The 14,610-nt window shown below is 64.8% G+C and carries 15 protein-coding genes; 7 read left to right on the top strand and 8 right to left on the bottom strand.

Going from position 1 to position 14,610, the window contains the following annotated elements; all coding sequences use genetic code 11:
- Nucleotides 1-284, top strand: a 284-nt coding sequence (locus QM672_RS30550; RefSeq protein WP_415087106.1) for an ABC transporter permease, incomplete at its 5' end; no start/stop codon positions are given.
- A 5-nt stretch (nt 285-289) separates the two neighbouring features.
- Entirely contained in the window at nt 290-1,420 is a 1,131-nt protein-coding gene (locus QM672_RS30545; RefSeq protein WP_311938945.1) for a P1 family peptidase, read from the top strand.
- A gap of 12 nt (nt 1,421-1,432) precedes the next feature.
- Here the strand turns inward: QM672_RS30545 and QM672_RS30540 are convergent, their stop codons facing one another.
- The 6 genes from QM672_RS30540 to QM672_RS30515 form a co-directional block, all read right to left on the bottom strand.
- Complete coding sequence (locus QM672_RS30540; protein WP_415087104.1) at nt 1,433-2,614, bottom strand: mandelate racemase/muconate lactonizing enzyme family protein; 1,182 nt, start codon at nt 2,612-2,614, stop codon at nt 1,433-1,435.
- 152 nt (nt 2,615-2,766) lie between these two features.
- Nucleotides 2,767-3,879 (bottom strand): ABC transporter permease, encoded by a 1,113-nt coding sequence (locus QM672_RS30535; RefSeq protein ID WP_367622498.1) that lies wholly within the window; start codon nt 3,877-3,879, stop codon nt 2,767-2,769.
- A gap of 1 nt (nt 3,880) precedes the next feature.
- On the bottom strand, nt 3,881-5,068 hold the full coding sequence (locus tag QM672_RS30530) for an ABC transporter permease (RefSeq protein ID WP_311938939.1): 1,188 nt from the start codon (nt 5,066-5,068) through the stop codon (nt 3,881-3,883).
- Nucleotides 5,065-6,792: an ATP-binding cassette domain-containing protein gene (locus tag QM672_RS30525; RefSeq protein ID WP_415087101.1), complete on the bottom strand. Its 1,728-nt coding sequence runs from the start codon at nt 6,790-6,792 to the stop codon at nt 5,065-5,067. The genes QM672_RS30530 and QM672_RS30525 overlap by 4 nt, the downstream gene beginning before the upstream one ends.
- 12 nt (nt 6,793-6,804) lie before the next feature.
- Nucleotides 6,805-7,830, bottom strand: coding sequence for a secretion protein HlyD (gene hlyD / locus QM672_RS30520; RefSeq protein WP_415087099.1), 1,026 nt, complete (start codon nt 7,828-7,830; stop codon nt 6,805-6,807).
- Entirely contained in the window at nt 7,827-8,525 is a 699-nt protein-coding gene (locus tag QM672_RS30515) for a CerR family C-terminal domain-containing protein (protein ID WP_415087097.1), read from the bottom strand. The genes hlyD and QM672_RS30515 overlap by 4 nt, the downstream gene beginning before the upstream one ends.
- A 205-nt stretch (nt 8,526-8,730) precedes the next feature.
- Between QM672_RS30515 and QM672_RS30510 the strand changes: the two genes are divergently transcribed.
- Nucleotides 8,731-9,555: a DeoR/GlpR family DNA-binding transcription regulator gene (locus tag QM672_RS30510; protein ID WP_415087095.1), complete on the top strand. Its 825-nt coding sequence runs from the start codon at nt 8,731-8,733 to the stop codon at nt 9,553-9,555.
- Nucleotides 9,556-9,729: 174 nt separating this feature from the next.
- Here QM672_RS30510 and QM672_RS30505 read toward each other — a convergent pair whose 3' ends face one another.
- Both QM672_RS30505 and QM672_RS30500 read right to left on the bottom strand, forming a co-directional pair.
- Nucleotides 9,730-10,362 carry a response regulator gene (locus QM672_RS30505; RefSeq protein WP_415087093.1) on the bottom strand — a complete coding sequence of 211 codons (633 nt, stop codon included), beginning with the start codon at nt 10,360-10,362 and terminating at the stop codon, nt 9,730-9,732.
- Nucleotides 10,359-11,768, bottom strand: a complete 1,410-nt coding sequence (locus tag QM672_RS30500; RefSeq protein ID WP_415087091.1) for a histidine kinase — start codon at nt 11,766-11,768, stop codon at nt 10,359-10,361. The genes QM672_RS30505 and QM672_RS30500 overlap by 4 nt, the downstream gene beginning before the upstream one ends.
- A gap of 238 nt (nt 11,769-12,006) precedes the next feature.
- Between QM672_RS30500 and QM672_RS30495 the strand changes: the two genes are divergently transcribed.
- From QM672_RS30495 to QM672_RS30480, 4 genes are all read left to right on the top strand, one after another.
- A complete protein-coding gene (locus QM672_RS30495) occupies nt 12,007-12,756 on the top strand; it encodes a MotA/TolQ/ExbB proton channel family protein (protein WP_415087089.1) in 750 nt (249 codons plus the stop codon).
- Nucleotides 12,753-13,385 carry a hypothetical protein gene (locus QM672_RS30490; protein WP_311938924.1) on the top strand — a complete coding sequence of 211 codons (633 nt, stop codon included), beginning with the start codon at nt 12,753-12,755 and terminating at the stop codon, nt 13,383-13,385. Before QM672_RS30495 ends, QM672_RS30490 begins: the two co-directional genes overlap by 4 nt.
- Nucleotides 13,386-13,412: 27 nt before the next feature.
- Nucleotides 13,413-14,006, top strand: a complete 594-nt coding sequence (locus tag QM672_RS30485) for a hypothetical protein (protein WP_415087087.1) — start codon at nt 13,413-13,415, stop codon at nt 14,004-14,006.
- Between the two features lie 83 nt (nt 14,007-14,089).
- Nucleotides 14,090-14,542 carry a hypothetical protein gene (locus QM672_RS30480; RefSeq protein WP_415087085.1) on the top strand — a complete coding sequence of 151 codons (453 nt, stop codon included), beginning with the start codon at nt 14,090-14,092 and terminating at the stop codon, nt 14,540-14,542.
- Nucleotides 14,543-14,610: the final 68 nt, after the last annotated feature.

Raw genomic sequence — 14,610 nt, 5'->3', positions numbered from 1 at the left:
CCGATCTCGGCGCCAATGAATGGACGACCTTCCGCAAGGTGGTGTTTCCGCAGCTTCTGCCCGGCATCGTCGGGGGGGCGTTGCTCGCCTTCATCATCTCGATGGACGATCTGGTGATCACCTATTTCATCGCCGGCGTCGACGTCACCACCTTGCCGATGTTCATCTTCGCCATGCTTCGCCGCGGCATCAAGCCGGAGATCAACGCGATCGCCGTGATGATGCTCGCCTTCTCCTTCGTGGTCGCCTCGCTCGGCCTCTACCTCCGTTCCCGCCAGAATTGACCAGCATGACACAAGCCAATCCTCCCGGGCGCAAGCCCCGCGCCCGCGACCTTGGCCTGCCTTTCTCCGGCAGGACAGGGCCACACAATGCCATCACCGATGTCGAAGGCGTGGCCGTCGGCTTCACCACGATCCTGGAAGACAGTCCCCGCCCTGGTCGCAAGCGGCCTTTGCGCACCGGCGTCACCGCCATCCTGCCGCATGCCTCCTCGCCGACGCCGATGCCTGTTTACGCCGGCGTGCACCGCTTCAACGGCAATGGCGAGATGACCGGCACGCATTGGATCGAGGATGGCGGCAGCTTCATCGGGCCAGTCGTGATCAGCAACACCCACGCCATCGGCATGGCGCATCACGCCACGGTGAAATGGATGCTCGAGCGCTATGCCTCGACCTATGACACCGACGATTTCCTCTGGATCATGCCCGTCATCGCCGAGACCTATGACGGGGTGTTGAACGATATCAACGCCCTTGCCGTGTCCGAAGCCGATGTCCGCGCCGCCCTGGACAGCGCCGCCGGCGGCCCGGTCCGCGAAGGCAATTGCGGCGGCGGCACCGGCATGATCACCTATGGCTTCAAGGGCGGCACCGGCACGGCCTCACGCATCGTCGACTATGACGGCACCGCCTACACCATCGGCACGCTGGTGCAGGCCAATCACGGCCAGCGCGATTGGCTGACCATTCGCGGTGTGCCGGTGGGCGAGCATCTTCGCGACGGCACGCCGCAGAGCCAGATGCAGGAGCGCGGCTCGATCATCGTCATCATCGCCACCGACCTGCCGCTTGCCCCGCACCAGCTCCAGCGCCTGGCACGCCGGGCTGCCATCGGGATCGGCCGTAACGGCACGCCCGGCGGCAACAATTCCGGCGACATCTTCCTGGCTTTCTCCACCGCCAACGCCAGACCCATGCTGCACCGTGCCCCGTCTCGTTTCGGCATCGAGATCCTCAACGACGAACGGCTCGATCCGGCCTATCTCGCCGTGGTCGACAGCGTCGAGGAGGCCGTGGTCAACGCCATGCTCGCCGCCGAGGATGCCGGCGGCACGCCCTATGATCGTTTCCTGATCAAGGCCCTGCCGCACCCGCCCCTGATGGAGCTGATGCGGCGCTATGGTCGGGTGGCGTGAGGGCTTGCACTTTCAGCGCAAGGGCAACCGCTTGTAGCGACCCGGCTCCTCCGGGTCGTGATGCTGGCTGTAAGGCCCCTCCTCCAGGAACAGCCTGTGACAGAAGGCGAGCTTGTCCTTCGACAGGGTGACGCCGAGACCGGGCCCCTCCGGCACGGCGACGAGATTGTCGACCGGCGCGAAGACGCCTTCCTCCACCACATCGTAAGGCTGCATGCGGAACAGCGACTGGCTGGGCTCGCGCAGATGGGAGAAGGCCGCGCTCAGATGCAGATAGACGGCACTGCCGATGCCGGTATTGGCGCTGTAGCACCAGAAATCGATGCCCATCGCCTCGCAGGCGCCGATGAAGCGCACCGTGCGGCCGATGCCGCCATGCACGTTGACGTCGGTGACGATGGCATCGGGCACGCCGAGCGCCACTGCCTTCTGGATATCGACATTGTGCCCCGAGAAGGGAATGGCGGTGTGCCGGCGCAGGCTCGCCATCTCCTCGAAGGTGGCGCAGGGCTCCTCCCAGTTGCGGATGTCGAGATCCTCGATGCGGCTGGCGATGCGTTTGGCCTCGGTCACCGAATAGGCCATGTTGGAATCGATGCGGATGATCGCATCCGGCCCGAGCTGCCGGCGCATCAGCCTGAGCGCCTCGATGCTCGGCTCGGGATCGCGGGTGCAGAGCTTGCCCTCGAAGATGGTGGTGCCGAACCGCTCCTTCAGGCCAACGCAATAGTCCGCCACGGCCTCCGGCGTGAGTTCGCCGCCCTTGCCGTTCCTGGCCTGGCGAAAGCCGAAATAGTCGGCGAAGGCGATCTTATTGCGCACGGCCCCGCCGAGCAGGTCGTAGAGCGGGCGGCCCGCCGCCTTGCCCTTGATGTCCCACAGCGCCGTCTCGATAGCGGCGAAGGCCCGGATCGAGGCGAAGTCGACATTGGAGGTCACGCCGCGCCAGCTCGGCAGGCTGGCGAGTTCGGCGCCGGCGACGTCATGGGCATCGCGCCCGATCAAGGCCGGCGTCATCCGCTCGACGATGGCGCAGGCCTGCCAGGAGGCGGCTTCGCCGAGCCCGGTGATGCCTTCGTCCGTCTCCACCTCGACGACGCAGCGCGAGGATCCCGGCAGCCAGCCGAAGGACCACCAATACGGCGCCTCGATCGGCAGGTTGATCGGCGTGGCACGGATGGCGGTGATCTTCATGGGATGGGGGGGTCCTGGCGGGGTGGGAGAGGTAAGCTGTGGCGGGGATGAGGAGGATTGGCAAGTACCCTGGGAGCGCGGACCTCCAGTCCGCTCTTGGAAACGCCGCCTTATCAGAAGAAAGAGGCGGACAGGATGTCCGCGCTCCAATCTCACTCCAATCGGCGCCGGAACAGCCAGCTGGCCGCCGCCAGCGAAACGGCCGCGATGACTGCCATCGGCCAAGTGTTGGCGAGCACGGCGTCGAAAGGCAGGTCGCGCAGAAACACGCCCTTCACGATCACCAGGAAATAGCGCAGCGGGTTGATCACCGTGATCGGCTGCAACCAGGCCGGCATGTTCTCGATCGGCGTGGCGAAGCCCGAGAGCAGCATGGCCGGTACGAGGAAGAGGAAGGCCCCGAGAATGGCCTGCTGCTGGGTGGTCGACAGGGCCGAGATGAACAGGCCGATGCCGGCCACGGCGAGGAGATAGAAGACCGCGCTGCCGTAGAGCAGCAGCAGGGAGCCGCGCAGCGGCACCCCGAAGATCAGGACGGCGGCCACGATGTAGACGGTCAGATGGAAGGTGCCGATCAGCATGGGCGGCAGCACCTTGCCCAACAGGATTTCATGCGTGCGCAGAGGCGAGACCATGAGCTGGTCGAAAGTGCCGAGTTCCCGCTCGCGCGCGATCGACAAGGCCGTGACGATCAGCCCGATCAGGAGCGCGATGGCCGCCACCAGATTGGGCACCATGAACCATTGGAAGATCAGGTTCGAGTTGAACCAGTTGCGCGCGACCACGTCGATGGCCCGCCCTCCGGCCGCTTTGCCGAGGGCGGTATCGGCGCCGAGGCCGGCGGCGATCTGGTTGAGATAGCCCGCCACGATCTGCGATGCATTGGACTTGCGGCCATCGAGGACAAGGCCGAGATCGGCCGGCCGGCGCGCCTCGATGTCGCGCGAGAAGGTCGGGCCGATCTCGATGGCGGCGATGACCTCCTGCCTGTCGATGGCGGTGCGCAGTTCTCCCGGATCCTGCGTGCGGCGGACGGAACGGAAGGTGGGCGAGCCTTCGACGCGCCGGATGAGCTCCTGGCTCCAGGCGCCATTGTCGCGGTTGAGCACGAGAACATCGACATTCTTCACCTCCAGCGTGGCGGCGAAGGAAAACACCAGGAGCTGGAGGATGGGCGGCACCACCAGAATGATGCGGCTCTTGGGATCGCGCAGGATCCCCAGCAACTCCTTGATGATCAGGGCCTTGAGGCGAATCCAGGCCATCTCAGCCGATCCTCTTGCGGGTGCTGCGGGCCGCTGCCAGGAAGAAGACGAAGCCGATGAACAGCATCACCGCGATGGCCTTGAGGAACATCGGCCAGATGTCGCCGGCGAGGAACACCGATTGCAGGCTGGGAATCAGATAGCGCACGGGCAGGATCAAGGTGATCCACTGGATTACCTGAGGCATCGAATTGATCTCGAACAGGAAGCCCGACAGCAGGAAGGCCGGCAGGAAGGCCGAGATCAAGGCGAGTTGCGAAGCCAGGAACTGGTTCTTGGTGGCGGCCGAGATCAGGAGTCCCTGCCCCAGTGCCGGGATGAGGAAACTGGCCGACAAGGCATAGAGCGCCAGCAGCGAGCCCCGGAACGGCACGCCGAACAGGAGGACCGCCACCAGCACGCACAGGGTCATCGAAGTCAGGCCGAGCAGGAAATAAGGTATGAGCTTGCCGGCCAGCAATTCGGCAGCGCTGACCGGCGTCGCCATCATCGCCTCCATGGTGCCGCGCTCCCATTCACGGGCCACCACCAGCGAGGTCAGCAGCGTGCCGATCAGCGCCATGACGATGGCGATGGAGCCGGGAACCAGGAAGTTTCGGCTGGTCAGCTCGGGGTTGAACCAGAAGCGCTGTTCCACCTCGATCGCCGGCCGGCCGACGCCGCGCTCTCCGCCCCGGATCGCTGCCCAGCTGGCGATGACGCCGCGGGCATAGTTCTGCACGAAATTCGCATTGTTCGGATCGGAGCCGTCGACGAGGACCTGGATCGCCGGCCCGGTGGCGGAGGCGAAATCGGCGGCAAAAGTCGAGGGAATGACGATGATGCCCTTGATCCGGCCGAGGATCAGCGCCTCCTCGAAGTCGCGCCGGTCATGCCCCTGCTCGACCTCGAAATAGCCGGAGGCCTGGAAACTCGCGGCAATGTCACGGGTCAAAGGCGACGGATCCTCGACAACCAGTCCCACCCGGGTGCGGGTGGCGTCGAGCGACACGCCATAGCCGAAGAGGAAAAGCAGAATCAGGGGCAACACGAAGGCGATCAGGATGGAGCTGGGATCGCGGACGATCTGATAGCTTTCCTTGCGAACCAGGGCGGCGAAGCGCAGCAGCCGGGCGGAGCGGTCCGCCGCGACGGATGGCTGCGCGGTTTCCCCCGCCGCTGTAGAGCGCCCTGGTCCGTGCTCGCTCATGCCGCCTTGGCCTCCGAACCCTGCACGAGCGCGACGAAGGCATCCTCCATGGTCGGATCGGGATTGCCGGCATCGGCCACCCGTGCCTTGAGTTCGTCAGGCGAACCCAGCGCGATCGAACGCCCGCGATAGATCAGCGAAATCCGGTCGCAATATTCGGCCTCATCCATGAAATGGGTGGTGACCAGCACGGTCACGCCCTTTTCGACCAGCGCATTGATATGGGTCCAGAATTCGCGCCGCGTGATCGGATCGACACCCGATGTCGGCTCGTCGAGGAAAAGCGCTTCGGGCTCATGCATGACGGCGCAGGCGAGCGCCAGGCGCTGTTTGAGGCCGAGCGGCAGATCCTTGGCGGACATGCTCCGGCGCCCTCCGAAATCGAAGATCTCGGTCATCAGTTCGATGCGCTCGCGCTTGCGCGCGCCGGTCAGGCCATAGACGCCGGCAAAGAAGGCGAGATTCTGCGCCACGCTGAGATCGCCATAGAGCGAGAATTTCTGGGCCATGTAGCCCAGGCGATTGCGGGCCTCGGCCGAGTCGCGCCTGAGGTCGAAGCCGGCGACCCGCCCCTCGCCGCCGGTGGGCTTGAGCAAGCCGCACAGCATCTTGAAGGTGGTGGACTTGCCGGCGCCGTTCGGCCCCAAGAGCCCGAAGATCTGCCCGCGCGGGATCTCGAAGGAAATATCCTGCGCCGCGGCGAAATCGCCGAAATGCTTGGTCAGGCCGCGCGCCTCGATCACGGGCCTGCCCTCCTCGGTAGGAAGTGCCTGGGTCGCCTCGGCCAGCCGCGAGCGCCCGCCGGGGCCGCCACCGAGCAGATCGACGAAGGCATCCTCGAAGCGCGGCTGGATCGGTTGGGGCTTTGCACGGGCGCCCGCGGCGCGCGCCGCCTCCTCGGCAAGCCCTGCCCCCTCCCCGGTCACCAGCCGGATGGCCTGGCCCTGAATGACACCGTCGACGATCCCCGGCACGGCAAGCGCCCGCGACAGGGCCGGACGGCGGCGGCCCTCGATATCGCCGAGCCGGAACACCCGGCCTTCGACCTTGCCGGTGAGTTCGGAGGGCACGCCGGCAAACAGCAGCTTGCCCCGGTTCAGCAACAAGACGCGGTCGCAAGCCTGGGCCTCGTCGAGATAGGCGGTGGACCAGACCACGCCGATGCCCTCGCGGGTGAGGTCCTCCACCATCTTCCACAGATCGCGCCGCGAGATCGGATCGACGCCGACACCCGGCTCATCCAGCAGCAGCAGGCGCGGCTTCTTGAGAAGCGCACAGGCCAGGCCCAGCTTCTGCTTCATGCCGCCGGACAGCCGCCCTGCCAGGCGGGTGGTGAAGGCGGCCAGATCGGTGAAGGTGAGAAGTTCGTCGAAGATGGCGGCGCGTTCGCTTTTCGGCAGCCCGCGCAGATCGGCGTAGAGATCGAGGTTTTCCTGAACCGAAAGGTCCTCGTAGAGGCCGAAGCGCTGGGGCATGTAGCCGATCGCCGCCTGGATCGAAGCCGCGTCGCGGGCGGTGTCGAAGCCGAGCACCGTCAGGCTGCCTTCATCGGGCAGCATCAGGCCGGTCATCAGGCGGATCAGCGTGGTCTTGCCCGCGCCGTCGGGGCCGACCAGCCCGGTGATCTCACCCGGCCGGATCGTGGCCTCGATGCCGTCGAGAGCCTGGATCGCCTCGCCGAAATGCTTGCTGACACCGGAAATCTGGACGACCGCATCGGTCATGCGCGTTGCCTTTCAGGGCTTGCCGCCATCCACCGCTGCTCCATCGGACAGGCGTACCGTCACCGGCATGCCCTGCAGGAGCGCGCTGTCGGGCTCGTCGACCACGATGCGCAGGCGATAGACCAGATCGGTGCGCAGTTCCGGCGTCTCCACCGTCTTCGGCGTGAACTCGGCAACCGGCGAGATGAAGCCGACGCGGCCCCTGTAGCGCTTGGCCGGATCGGTATCCGAGCGCACCTCCACCATTGTGCCGGTATGGACACGTCCAAGATCGGTTTCAGCGATGAAGGCCCGGACCCAGACCGGCTTGGTGAGCGACAGCACGAAAGCGATGTCGTTGGGGGCAAGGATCGCGCCCTTCTCGTGGACGCGCGAAAGGATGACACCATCGGCTGGAGCGACCAGGGTGGCATCGCCAACGGTCGTCCGGGCCGAAGCGAGATTGGCCTCGGCCGCCTCCAGGCTGGCCTTGGCGGCGGCGATGTCCTCCGAGCGCGTGCCCTGCTCCAGCAGGGTCAGGGCTTCCCTGGCCGCGTTGACCCGGGCTTGTGCCGCATCGCGCGCGGCGACCGCCTGGTCGAGACCGCCCTGGGAAACGGTGCCGCTCGGCCGAAGCTGGAAGGACCGGGTGTAGCTTTGTTCGGCATTGATGAGATCGGCCTGGCGTTCGGCGAGTACGGCCTTGGCCTGCGCGATCTCGGCGGCGCGGGGACCGGCCTCCAGCTTGGCGAGCGTGGCGCGCTGGCTGGCCGCCTGGGCCTGCGCCACCTCGACCAAGTCCTGATACGGCCTGACGTCCAGGCGAGCGAGCGTATCGCCGGCCTTCACGCTATCGCCCTCGTCCACCAGCGTCTCGGCAAGCCTGCCGCTGACGCGAAAACCGAGCTGCACCTGGCGGATGTCAACATTGCCATAGAGCACCAGTTCCTTCCCGGTGCGTTCGACCCAGCCCATGCGCTGGGGCAGATCGAACCACCAGCCGGCGAACCCGGCACCGGCGATTGCGAGCAGGACGACGGGAATGGCAGCTTTCTTCATGAGCGGCCTCCTTCCGCAACCAGCGCGGCAACGAGTTCGCCGGCATGGCGCCGTACGGTTTCGACCTCGTCGGCGCCGATGGTGTCCCAGGCGAGATGACGTTTCACGGCCGCATGCGCGACGCGGAAGACCATCAGGCCGCCAAGCAGGGACAGGGTGCGCAACCTGACATGGCGGGACGTTCCGTCCTCACCGAGCACGATGCCCACCAGCATGGTTGCCGCCTCGAGCATGGGCTTCATCACCTGCGCGAAGATACGCTCGAAAGCCTCCGTCGGTTCCATCTGCTCGCGAATGAGGAAACGCGCCAGCGGCTCGGATATCGGTCCGATGAACAGGGTCGCCATGGTTTGGGTCAACTCGGTCAGGAAGGCCTGGGCTTCCTGCCGGTCGATGGCGCCTCCCCCGCTCGCGGCTTCGGCAAGGCGAGCCCGGATACGCCCGCCCAAACCGCCGACATGAGATGAAATCAGGTTGGCAATATGGTCCGCGGTGGCGACGTAGAGCCCTTCCTTGGAGCCGAAATAATAGGTGATCGCCTGCAGATTGACGCCGGCGGCATCCGCCAGCATGCGGGTCGAAGCACCGTCGAAGCCATAACGGCCGAACACGCCGATCGACGCATCGAGCAGCTTCTCACGGGTTGCATCGCCGCGGCCGTTCGAGGCCGGAGGAGGAGATTGTTTCTTGACCATGACGCAACCCATAGACGAAATTTGCATTTCAGTCAATCGATTGAATTATAAAATCGGAACATAACACCCCGAATGACGGGCTGGCGAGGTCAAGTCTGGCGTAGGCCAGCCACACCGAGGTCCCAGGGTATTGCTGGCGACATTTTCCTTGAAACATTTCCACGGGGATGGACATTGGCAGCCAAGGCGACACGAAGCAGGCCAGATGACGCAACTCGACGAATATGCGCTGGGCGACGGCACCAAGAAATCGAACCGGCAGGCCGAACTGCTGCGGTTGCTCGAGCGCAGCCATTACCTCTCGATCGAGGAAATCGCCGAACGTTTTGCCGTGACGACACAAACCGCCCGTCGCGACATCGTCGCGCTGGAAGCCACCGGCCAGGTGCGCCGCCTGCATGGCGGGGCCACGATCGCCACACCGGTGGATGCCGTCGCCCGTCGCCAGCGGCGCATCGAAAACGCCTCGCAGAAGGCCCGGGTGGCAGCTCTCGTCGCCCAGGTCATTCCGGACGGGGCCGCCGTCTTCATGGACACCGGAACGACCTGCGAAGCGGTCGCCTATGCGCTGCTGCAGCGGCGAGACCTGCGGATCGTCACCTATAGCCTGCGGGTGGCCACCATCTTCAGCGAGAATTCCAGTTTCGCCCTGGCGATTCCCGGCGGCTCCGTGCGGCCGGTGGATGGTGGCGTCTTCCGGGAGGATACGGCCGACTATATCCGCCGCTTCAAGTTCGACTTTGCCGTGATCTCGGTCAGCGGCATCGACCAGGCCGGCGACATCTGCGACGACGACCTGGCCGAGGTCTCGGCCGTTACCGCCGCCCTGGCGCAGACCGAGCGCACCATCCTGGCCGTGGACAGCACGAAATTCGGCAAGCGTGCGCTGGTCAGGCTCGGCTCGCTCGAAGATGTCGACATCCTGGTCAGCGACGACATTCCCGCCCCCTTTCGCGACAGGGTGCACCGAAGCGGCGTGGAAACCCGTGTCGCCGTCGCGGACGCGCAGGAAGCCCCTCTCGAATGGTAGCGGTCAGCGTCGCCTCGCAGCCCATGACCGCGACGTGACGGCGGCGCTGATGCCGTGGCTTTGAACATCGACACGGCGGCGCCGGAAGAGGCATCACCCGTCTCGGCGATGCCAAGCTGCCGTACCGAGCGCATGAGCACCACCAATTCTGGTTGTTTTGGTCCGAGACTTGCATCAGACCAGCTTGGCATCGATGGCCAGCCACACGAGATGGGCATCGTTGCGGGCACCGAGCTTGGTCTTGATCTGATAATGGTAATTGCGAACCGTCTTGAGGCTGAGATGCATGGACGTGCTGATCGCCTCGGCCGACCAGCCCGATGCGACCAGGCGCAGAATCTCGGTCTCGCGCGGGCTGAGCTCGGCCAGCGGCGATGAGGCATGGGTGAGGCGTTCGGCCGCGATCTCGCGCGCCACGTCATTGCTCATCGCCCGTTCGCCCTTGGCCACCAGGGCAACGGAATTGACGAGCTCGGCGGCATCGCTGCCCTTGGTGACATAGCCGGCGGCCCCCGCCTCGAACGCCTTGAGGGCGAAAGCGGCCCCGCTGTGCATGGTAAAGATGAGAACCCGGGCGGCATGATCCCATTGGCGGATATGGCGCAAGGCTTCGATGCCGCTGAGGCCCGGCAGGGAAAGATCCATCACCACCACGTCGGGCTTGGCTTTCCGGTAGACCTCATAGGCCGAAACGGCATCGCTGGCTTCGGCCACCACGCGATAGCCGGGCACCTTTTCGAGCAGCCGCCGATACCCCTCCCTGACGACGGGATGGTCATCCACCAGCAGGATGCTGAGATCGCTCATGCCGGGACAGGCTGGGCCGGGCCGCGCATCCGATTGGCGCGATCCGCAAGCAACGGAATGATTGCAGCGATGCGAACGCCGTGTCGCGCCTGGCCGATGGAAAGGCTTCCGCCCAGTGCCGTCACCCGTTCCCGCATGCCGAGAATTCCATGCCCGGCCTCCATGGTCAGCCGTAGCGGATTGCCGCCGCCGTCATCCTCGACGCTGAGCTCGACAGCGCCCCCCTCCTGCAGGCCTGTTCGCTTGACGAACAGGCGGATATCGCGCGGCTTGCCGTGGCGCGCGGCATTGGTCAGGCATTCCTGTGCAATGCGATAGATGCTGAGGGCGATGGCGTGCGGAAGGCCGGTGAGATTGCCGGCGATATCAAGGTGGAATCGGGCGCGCGTGGTGTTGCCGACATTCCAGCCAGCCACGAGTTGGGCCAGACTGGCCTCCAGGCCCAGTTCCTCGAGCTCCTGCGAACGCAACCGTTGCAGGGTGCCGCGCAAGGTCGCATTCATCCGCCGGGTCACTTCGGCGATGGATCGAGCGTCCTTGGCAATCTCCGGCCGGTCCTCGGCCTCCAATTCGATGGCGCCGGCAAGGGCATTGACGGCCGCCAGACACTGGCCGAATTCGTCGTGGAGATCGCGCGCCAGCGTGCGTCGTTCCTCCTCCTGCACCTGGAACAGGCGGTTGGTGAGGGCGACGCGCTGGGCCGTGGTCTCGGCCAAACGGCAGGTGAGATCGTTCAAGGCGCCGGCGATGCGATCGAATTCCGCCGTCCGGTAGCCGGGCAGACGATAGCCGTAATCCCCGCGTTCGAGGCGGCGCAGGCCGGCGACGATGGCACGCGCCGGCAGAAGGGACTGGCCGATAAAAAGCCCGGCGAGTACGCCGATGGCGACCGCCAGCAGGCCCGCCACGCTGAGCACGATGGTGATGCGGTCCCAGGCCAGCCGCACGGCGGCACCGTGGTCGGGCACGGCCTCGATCGTGCCGGCCTGAGGCTGGCGGTCACTGAGGGGGCGCTCGACGGCCTGGTTGGGCCCGAACAGCCAATCATAGGACGTTTCGAACCAGGCCGGCGCGGGACGGCCGATCGTCTCGAGCTGGCTGCACAGGCGCCGGGGCGCTTCCTGGCCGAGCGTGACGGTTATGCATATGCCCGGCGAAATCACCTTCATCGTCACGATGGTGTTCCAATCGGGCAAGGGCAGGATGAGGTTGCGCGAAAGTCCGCCGCGCCAGAGCAGCTCGCGCCAATAGAGAGCTTCCAGCGCTTTGGAGACCCGCTCGGCCGAGGCGCGTGTCTCCGTTTCGGTGGCATGGCGCGTATCGTGCAAGACCCAGCCGATGGCACAGGCGAGGCAGAGAACGATGGCGGCTGCGAGCCGCAAAACCAGATGACCGAAGAGGTTCATGGCCCACTCTTGCTGGATCGACCCCCTCGAATAGTGAGCATGGCCCACAGGGCTGGCAAGCACAAAGGCTGCGAGACGACGCCCGGAAGCCAATGTCGGGCAAAATGCCCAAATGAGATCGGGACCTCTACCCAGGCTGCCGGCTTTCACCGTTGCTAGCCTGGAACATGATCCATCGATCCATAGCAACCGTCAGCAAGTCCCCTGAGTCCAAACGTCCAATGAGTCCGACCGTCCCATGAGCGAGCGTCAACCGCGCCTTTCCGGTGCAGATCCCCTGCTGTCCTGGCTCATCTTTACCGGCGTCAGCATCTTCGCCTTCCTCGTACTCTGGTATTTTGGCTTCATCGCCAAGATGATCGACGAGGACAGGACCTATATCTCCGTTGTCATCGTCCTCCTCTATGTCGCAAGCAGTCTACATTGCCTGTGGCGTATCGTTTTCATCGGGCGCGAGGGGGAGGCTGCCCGCCGCACGGCCCAGTGGGTCATTCGAGGTGGCAAGTCCGCCCTGGCGACCATGGGTTCGGTGCCCGACGGAAAGCTTGGGCAAGGCCTGGTCGCCGGCCACATACGCGACCTCGTCACCAAGGCCGACCTGCAAGGCTCGGCCCGCCTCGACCAAACCTTGCTGTTGCGTGTCCTCGCCGACCGGCTGCGGGGTTCCAACCGCTATGGTGCCTTTGCCAGCGATACGTTGATGAAGCTCGGGCTGCTCGGCACCATCGTCGGCTTCATCATGATGCTGGCTCCGATCGCCGGGCTCGACACCGACAGCAAGGAAGCCGTGCGCAGTTCGATGTCGCTGATGAGCGGGGGCATGGCGGTCGCCATGTACACCACGCTGGTAGGCCTGATCGGTTCGATCATGATCAAGGTGCAATATCATTTCCTCGACGGCGCCACCTCGCGCATCTTCTCCTTCGCGGTCGATCTCACCGAAGTCCATGTGATTTCGGCGCTGGAAGCGCAAAGGGCGCCGGGATGATCGATGACTTCGATCTCCACGGACGGGAAGAAGCCTTCGACCCGTTCAGCGTGGTGCTGTTCAAGGCCCTGCAGGTCATCGCCTTCCTGTTCTTCGTGGTGTTCATCATCATTTCCCCCAAGGCCAATGAGGGCAAGGTCGACAGCAAGGCCGAGTTCATCATCACCATGGATTGGCCGGATAATCATCCCGACGACATGGACATCTTCGTCCAGGATCCGCTCGGCAACATCGCCTGGTACCGCCGGCGCGAAGCGGGTTTCCTGGTGCTCGACCGCGACGATCGCGGCGGCCTCAACGATTTCGTCATGGTCAACGGGCGCAAGCAACAGACCAAGGTGCGCGAGGAGCTCGTCAGCATTCGCGGTTTCGTCGCCGGCGAATACACCGTGAACGTCTATCACTTCACCGCCCTGACCAAGCAGCCGGTGCCGGTGACGGTAACGGTGCAAAAGCTCAATCCGGTCGCCAAGATCGTCGCCCGGGAGACGATTGAAACGGCTGACGGGGGAAGCGAGCAGACCGCCATACGCTTCACCATGGACGCGCAGGGCGAGGTCACCGGCACCAGCCGGGAGGCCAAGTCGATCTTGCGCGGCATGCACAATGCCTGGAGCAAGAATCTATGACCGCGGCAATGACGGTGGGCGGCGATCATGCTTGAGACCAACCTGCTCTGCCTGGTGCTCGCCTATGTCTTCCTCAGCCTCCTGATGCTCACCGTGCTGATCGGGCTGGCATTGCCGCGTCTGGTCAAGATCGGCGCGATCGTCGTGGCGAGCCTGTTCTATGTCGTCGTGTTCTTCTCGATGCAAGGCTTGCTGGGCTGGTCGGCACCCGTCGGCGTGCCGGCCCGCTTTCAGGTGCTGTGGACGAGGATCGTCGAACCCAATGTCGTCCAGGGCGAAACCGGTGCCATCCATCTCTGGCTCGAGGAGCTGGATGCGGCCAACCTGCCGACCGGCGAGCCGCGCGCCTATCGCCTGCCTTATACGACGAACCTCGCCGGCCGGGTGGCCAAGGCGCAAAAGGAGATCGAGAAGGGCAATCTGCAGGGGGGACGCGCGGAATTTTTCGGAACGGGAGCATCGCAAAGCGTCCCCACCGGCCCGCTGCAAACCGGAGCACCGCCCGGAGGGGATCCTTCCGGCGGCGGCCTGTTCGACCCGGCTTTTCTCGGCGGGCAATCGCGCAACGTCGATCTCGTGCCGCTACCGAAACCGGCGTTGCCGCCGAAGAACATACCCTGACACTGCCTTGCCGTTCATCGCGGCAGCGACGCTGCCTTCCATGATCTGAACCATGCGGTCTTCAACAGAATTGGAAATGGGACATGCCGGACACGAAGGACGACAATGTCCAGGGCAAACTTCTTCTGAGGGGCGGAGCCCTTTGGCTCATCGTTGCCCTTGTCCTTGCCTGGTGCCTGGTGGGACTGGCCTTGCAACTCCCGGGATTCGGTGCTGTCTTCCCCGGAAAATATCAGCGTATCCTGCAGGCGCATATCGACTTTCTCTTGATGAGCGCGCTGCTTTTGGGCTTCTACGGCACCAGGATCGCGCTGCCATGGCATGTCCGCTGGGCCATGGTCATCGGTGCGTTCACAAATTCGATGCTCTTCCTGCTGATGGCCATCTTTCCTGCCCTGGACCCGACCGGCCCGTCGCCCGTCACGGGATTTGCCCGCACGATTTTCATCGGCCTCAATCTGTTGAGCTTCTTGATCACCAGCTATGGCTTTGGGCGTGGAGCTGTCCTGGCCTTGCGATCGACCTTCACACGCTGATCGCTCTTTCAACCGGCCAAACGACGAGGGGGTGAAACGCCGGTGCGTTTCACCCCCTCGGATGTTCG

The sequence above is a fragment of the Labrys sp. (in: a-proteobacteria) genome (genome assembly GCF_047605565.1).
Classification (GTDB): domain Bacteria; phylum Pseudomonadota; class Alphaproteobacteria; order Rhizobiales; family Labraceae; genus Labrys; species Labrys neptuniae.
This window is presented reverse-complemented; position numbering and strand designations above follow the sequence as displayed.

Bases quoted from the DNA above. Each gene is read 5' to 3' on its own strand.
- QM672_RS30535 (WP_367622498.1), bottom strand. From the start codon at position 3,879: ATGGCCTGGATTCGCCTCAAGGCCCTGATCATCAAGGAGTTGCTGGGG.
- QM672_RS30540 (WP_415087104.1), bottom strand. From the start codon at position 2,614: ATGAAGATCACCGCCATCCGTGCCACGCCGATCAACCTGCCGATCGAG.
- QM672_RS30495 (WP_415087089.1), top strand. From the start codon at position 12,007: ATGAGCGAGCGTCAACCGCGCCTTTCCGGTGCAGATCCCCTGCTGTCC.
- QM672_RS30510 (WP_415087095.1), top strand. From the start codon at position 8,731: ATGACGCAACTCGACGAATATGCGCTGGGCGACGGCACCAAGAAATCG.
- QM672_RS30505 (WP_415087093.1), bottom strand. From the start codon at position 10,362: ATGAGCGATCTCAGCATCCTGCTGGTGGATGACCATCCCGTCGTCAGG.
- QM672_RS30530 (WP_311938939.1), bottom strand. From the start codon at position 5,068: ATGAGCGAGCACGGACCAGGGCGCTCTACAGCGGCGGGGGAAACCGCG.
- QM672_RS30500 (WP_415087091.1), bottom strand. From the start codon at position 11,768: ATGAACCTCTTCGGTCATCTGGTTTTGCGGCTCGCAGCCGCCATCGTT.
- QM672_RS30515 (WP_415087097.1), bottom strand. From the start codon at position 8,525: ATGGTCAAGAAACAATCTCCTCCTCCGGCCTCGAACGGCCGCGGCGAT.
- QM672_RS30525 (WP_415087101.1), bottom strand. From the start codon at position 6,792: ATGACCGATGCGGTCGTCCAGATTTCCGGTGTCAGCAAGCATTTCGGC.
- QM672_RS30480 (WP_415087085.1), top strand. From the start codon at position 14,090: ATGCCGGACACGAAGGACGACAATGTCCAGGGCAAACTTCTTCTGAGG.
- QM672_RS30545 (WP_311938945.1), top strand. From the start codon at position 290: ATGACACAAGCCAATCCTCCCGGGCGCAAGCCCCGCGCCCGCGACCTT.
- QM672_RS30490 (WP_311938924.1), top strand. From the start codon at position 12,753: ATGATCGATGACTTCGATCTCCACGGACGGGAAGAAGCCTTCGACCCG.
- hlyD (WP_415087099.1), bottom strand. From the start codon at position 7,830: ATGAAGAAAGCTGCCATTCCCGTCGTCCTGCTCGCAATCGCCGGTGCC.
- QM672_RS30485 (WP_415087087.1), top strand. From the start codon at position 13,413: ATGCTTGAGACCAACCTGCTCTGCCTGGTGCTCGCCTATGTCTTCCTC.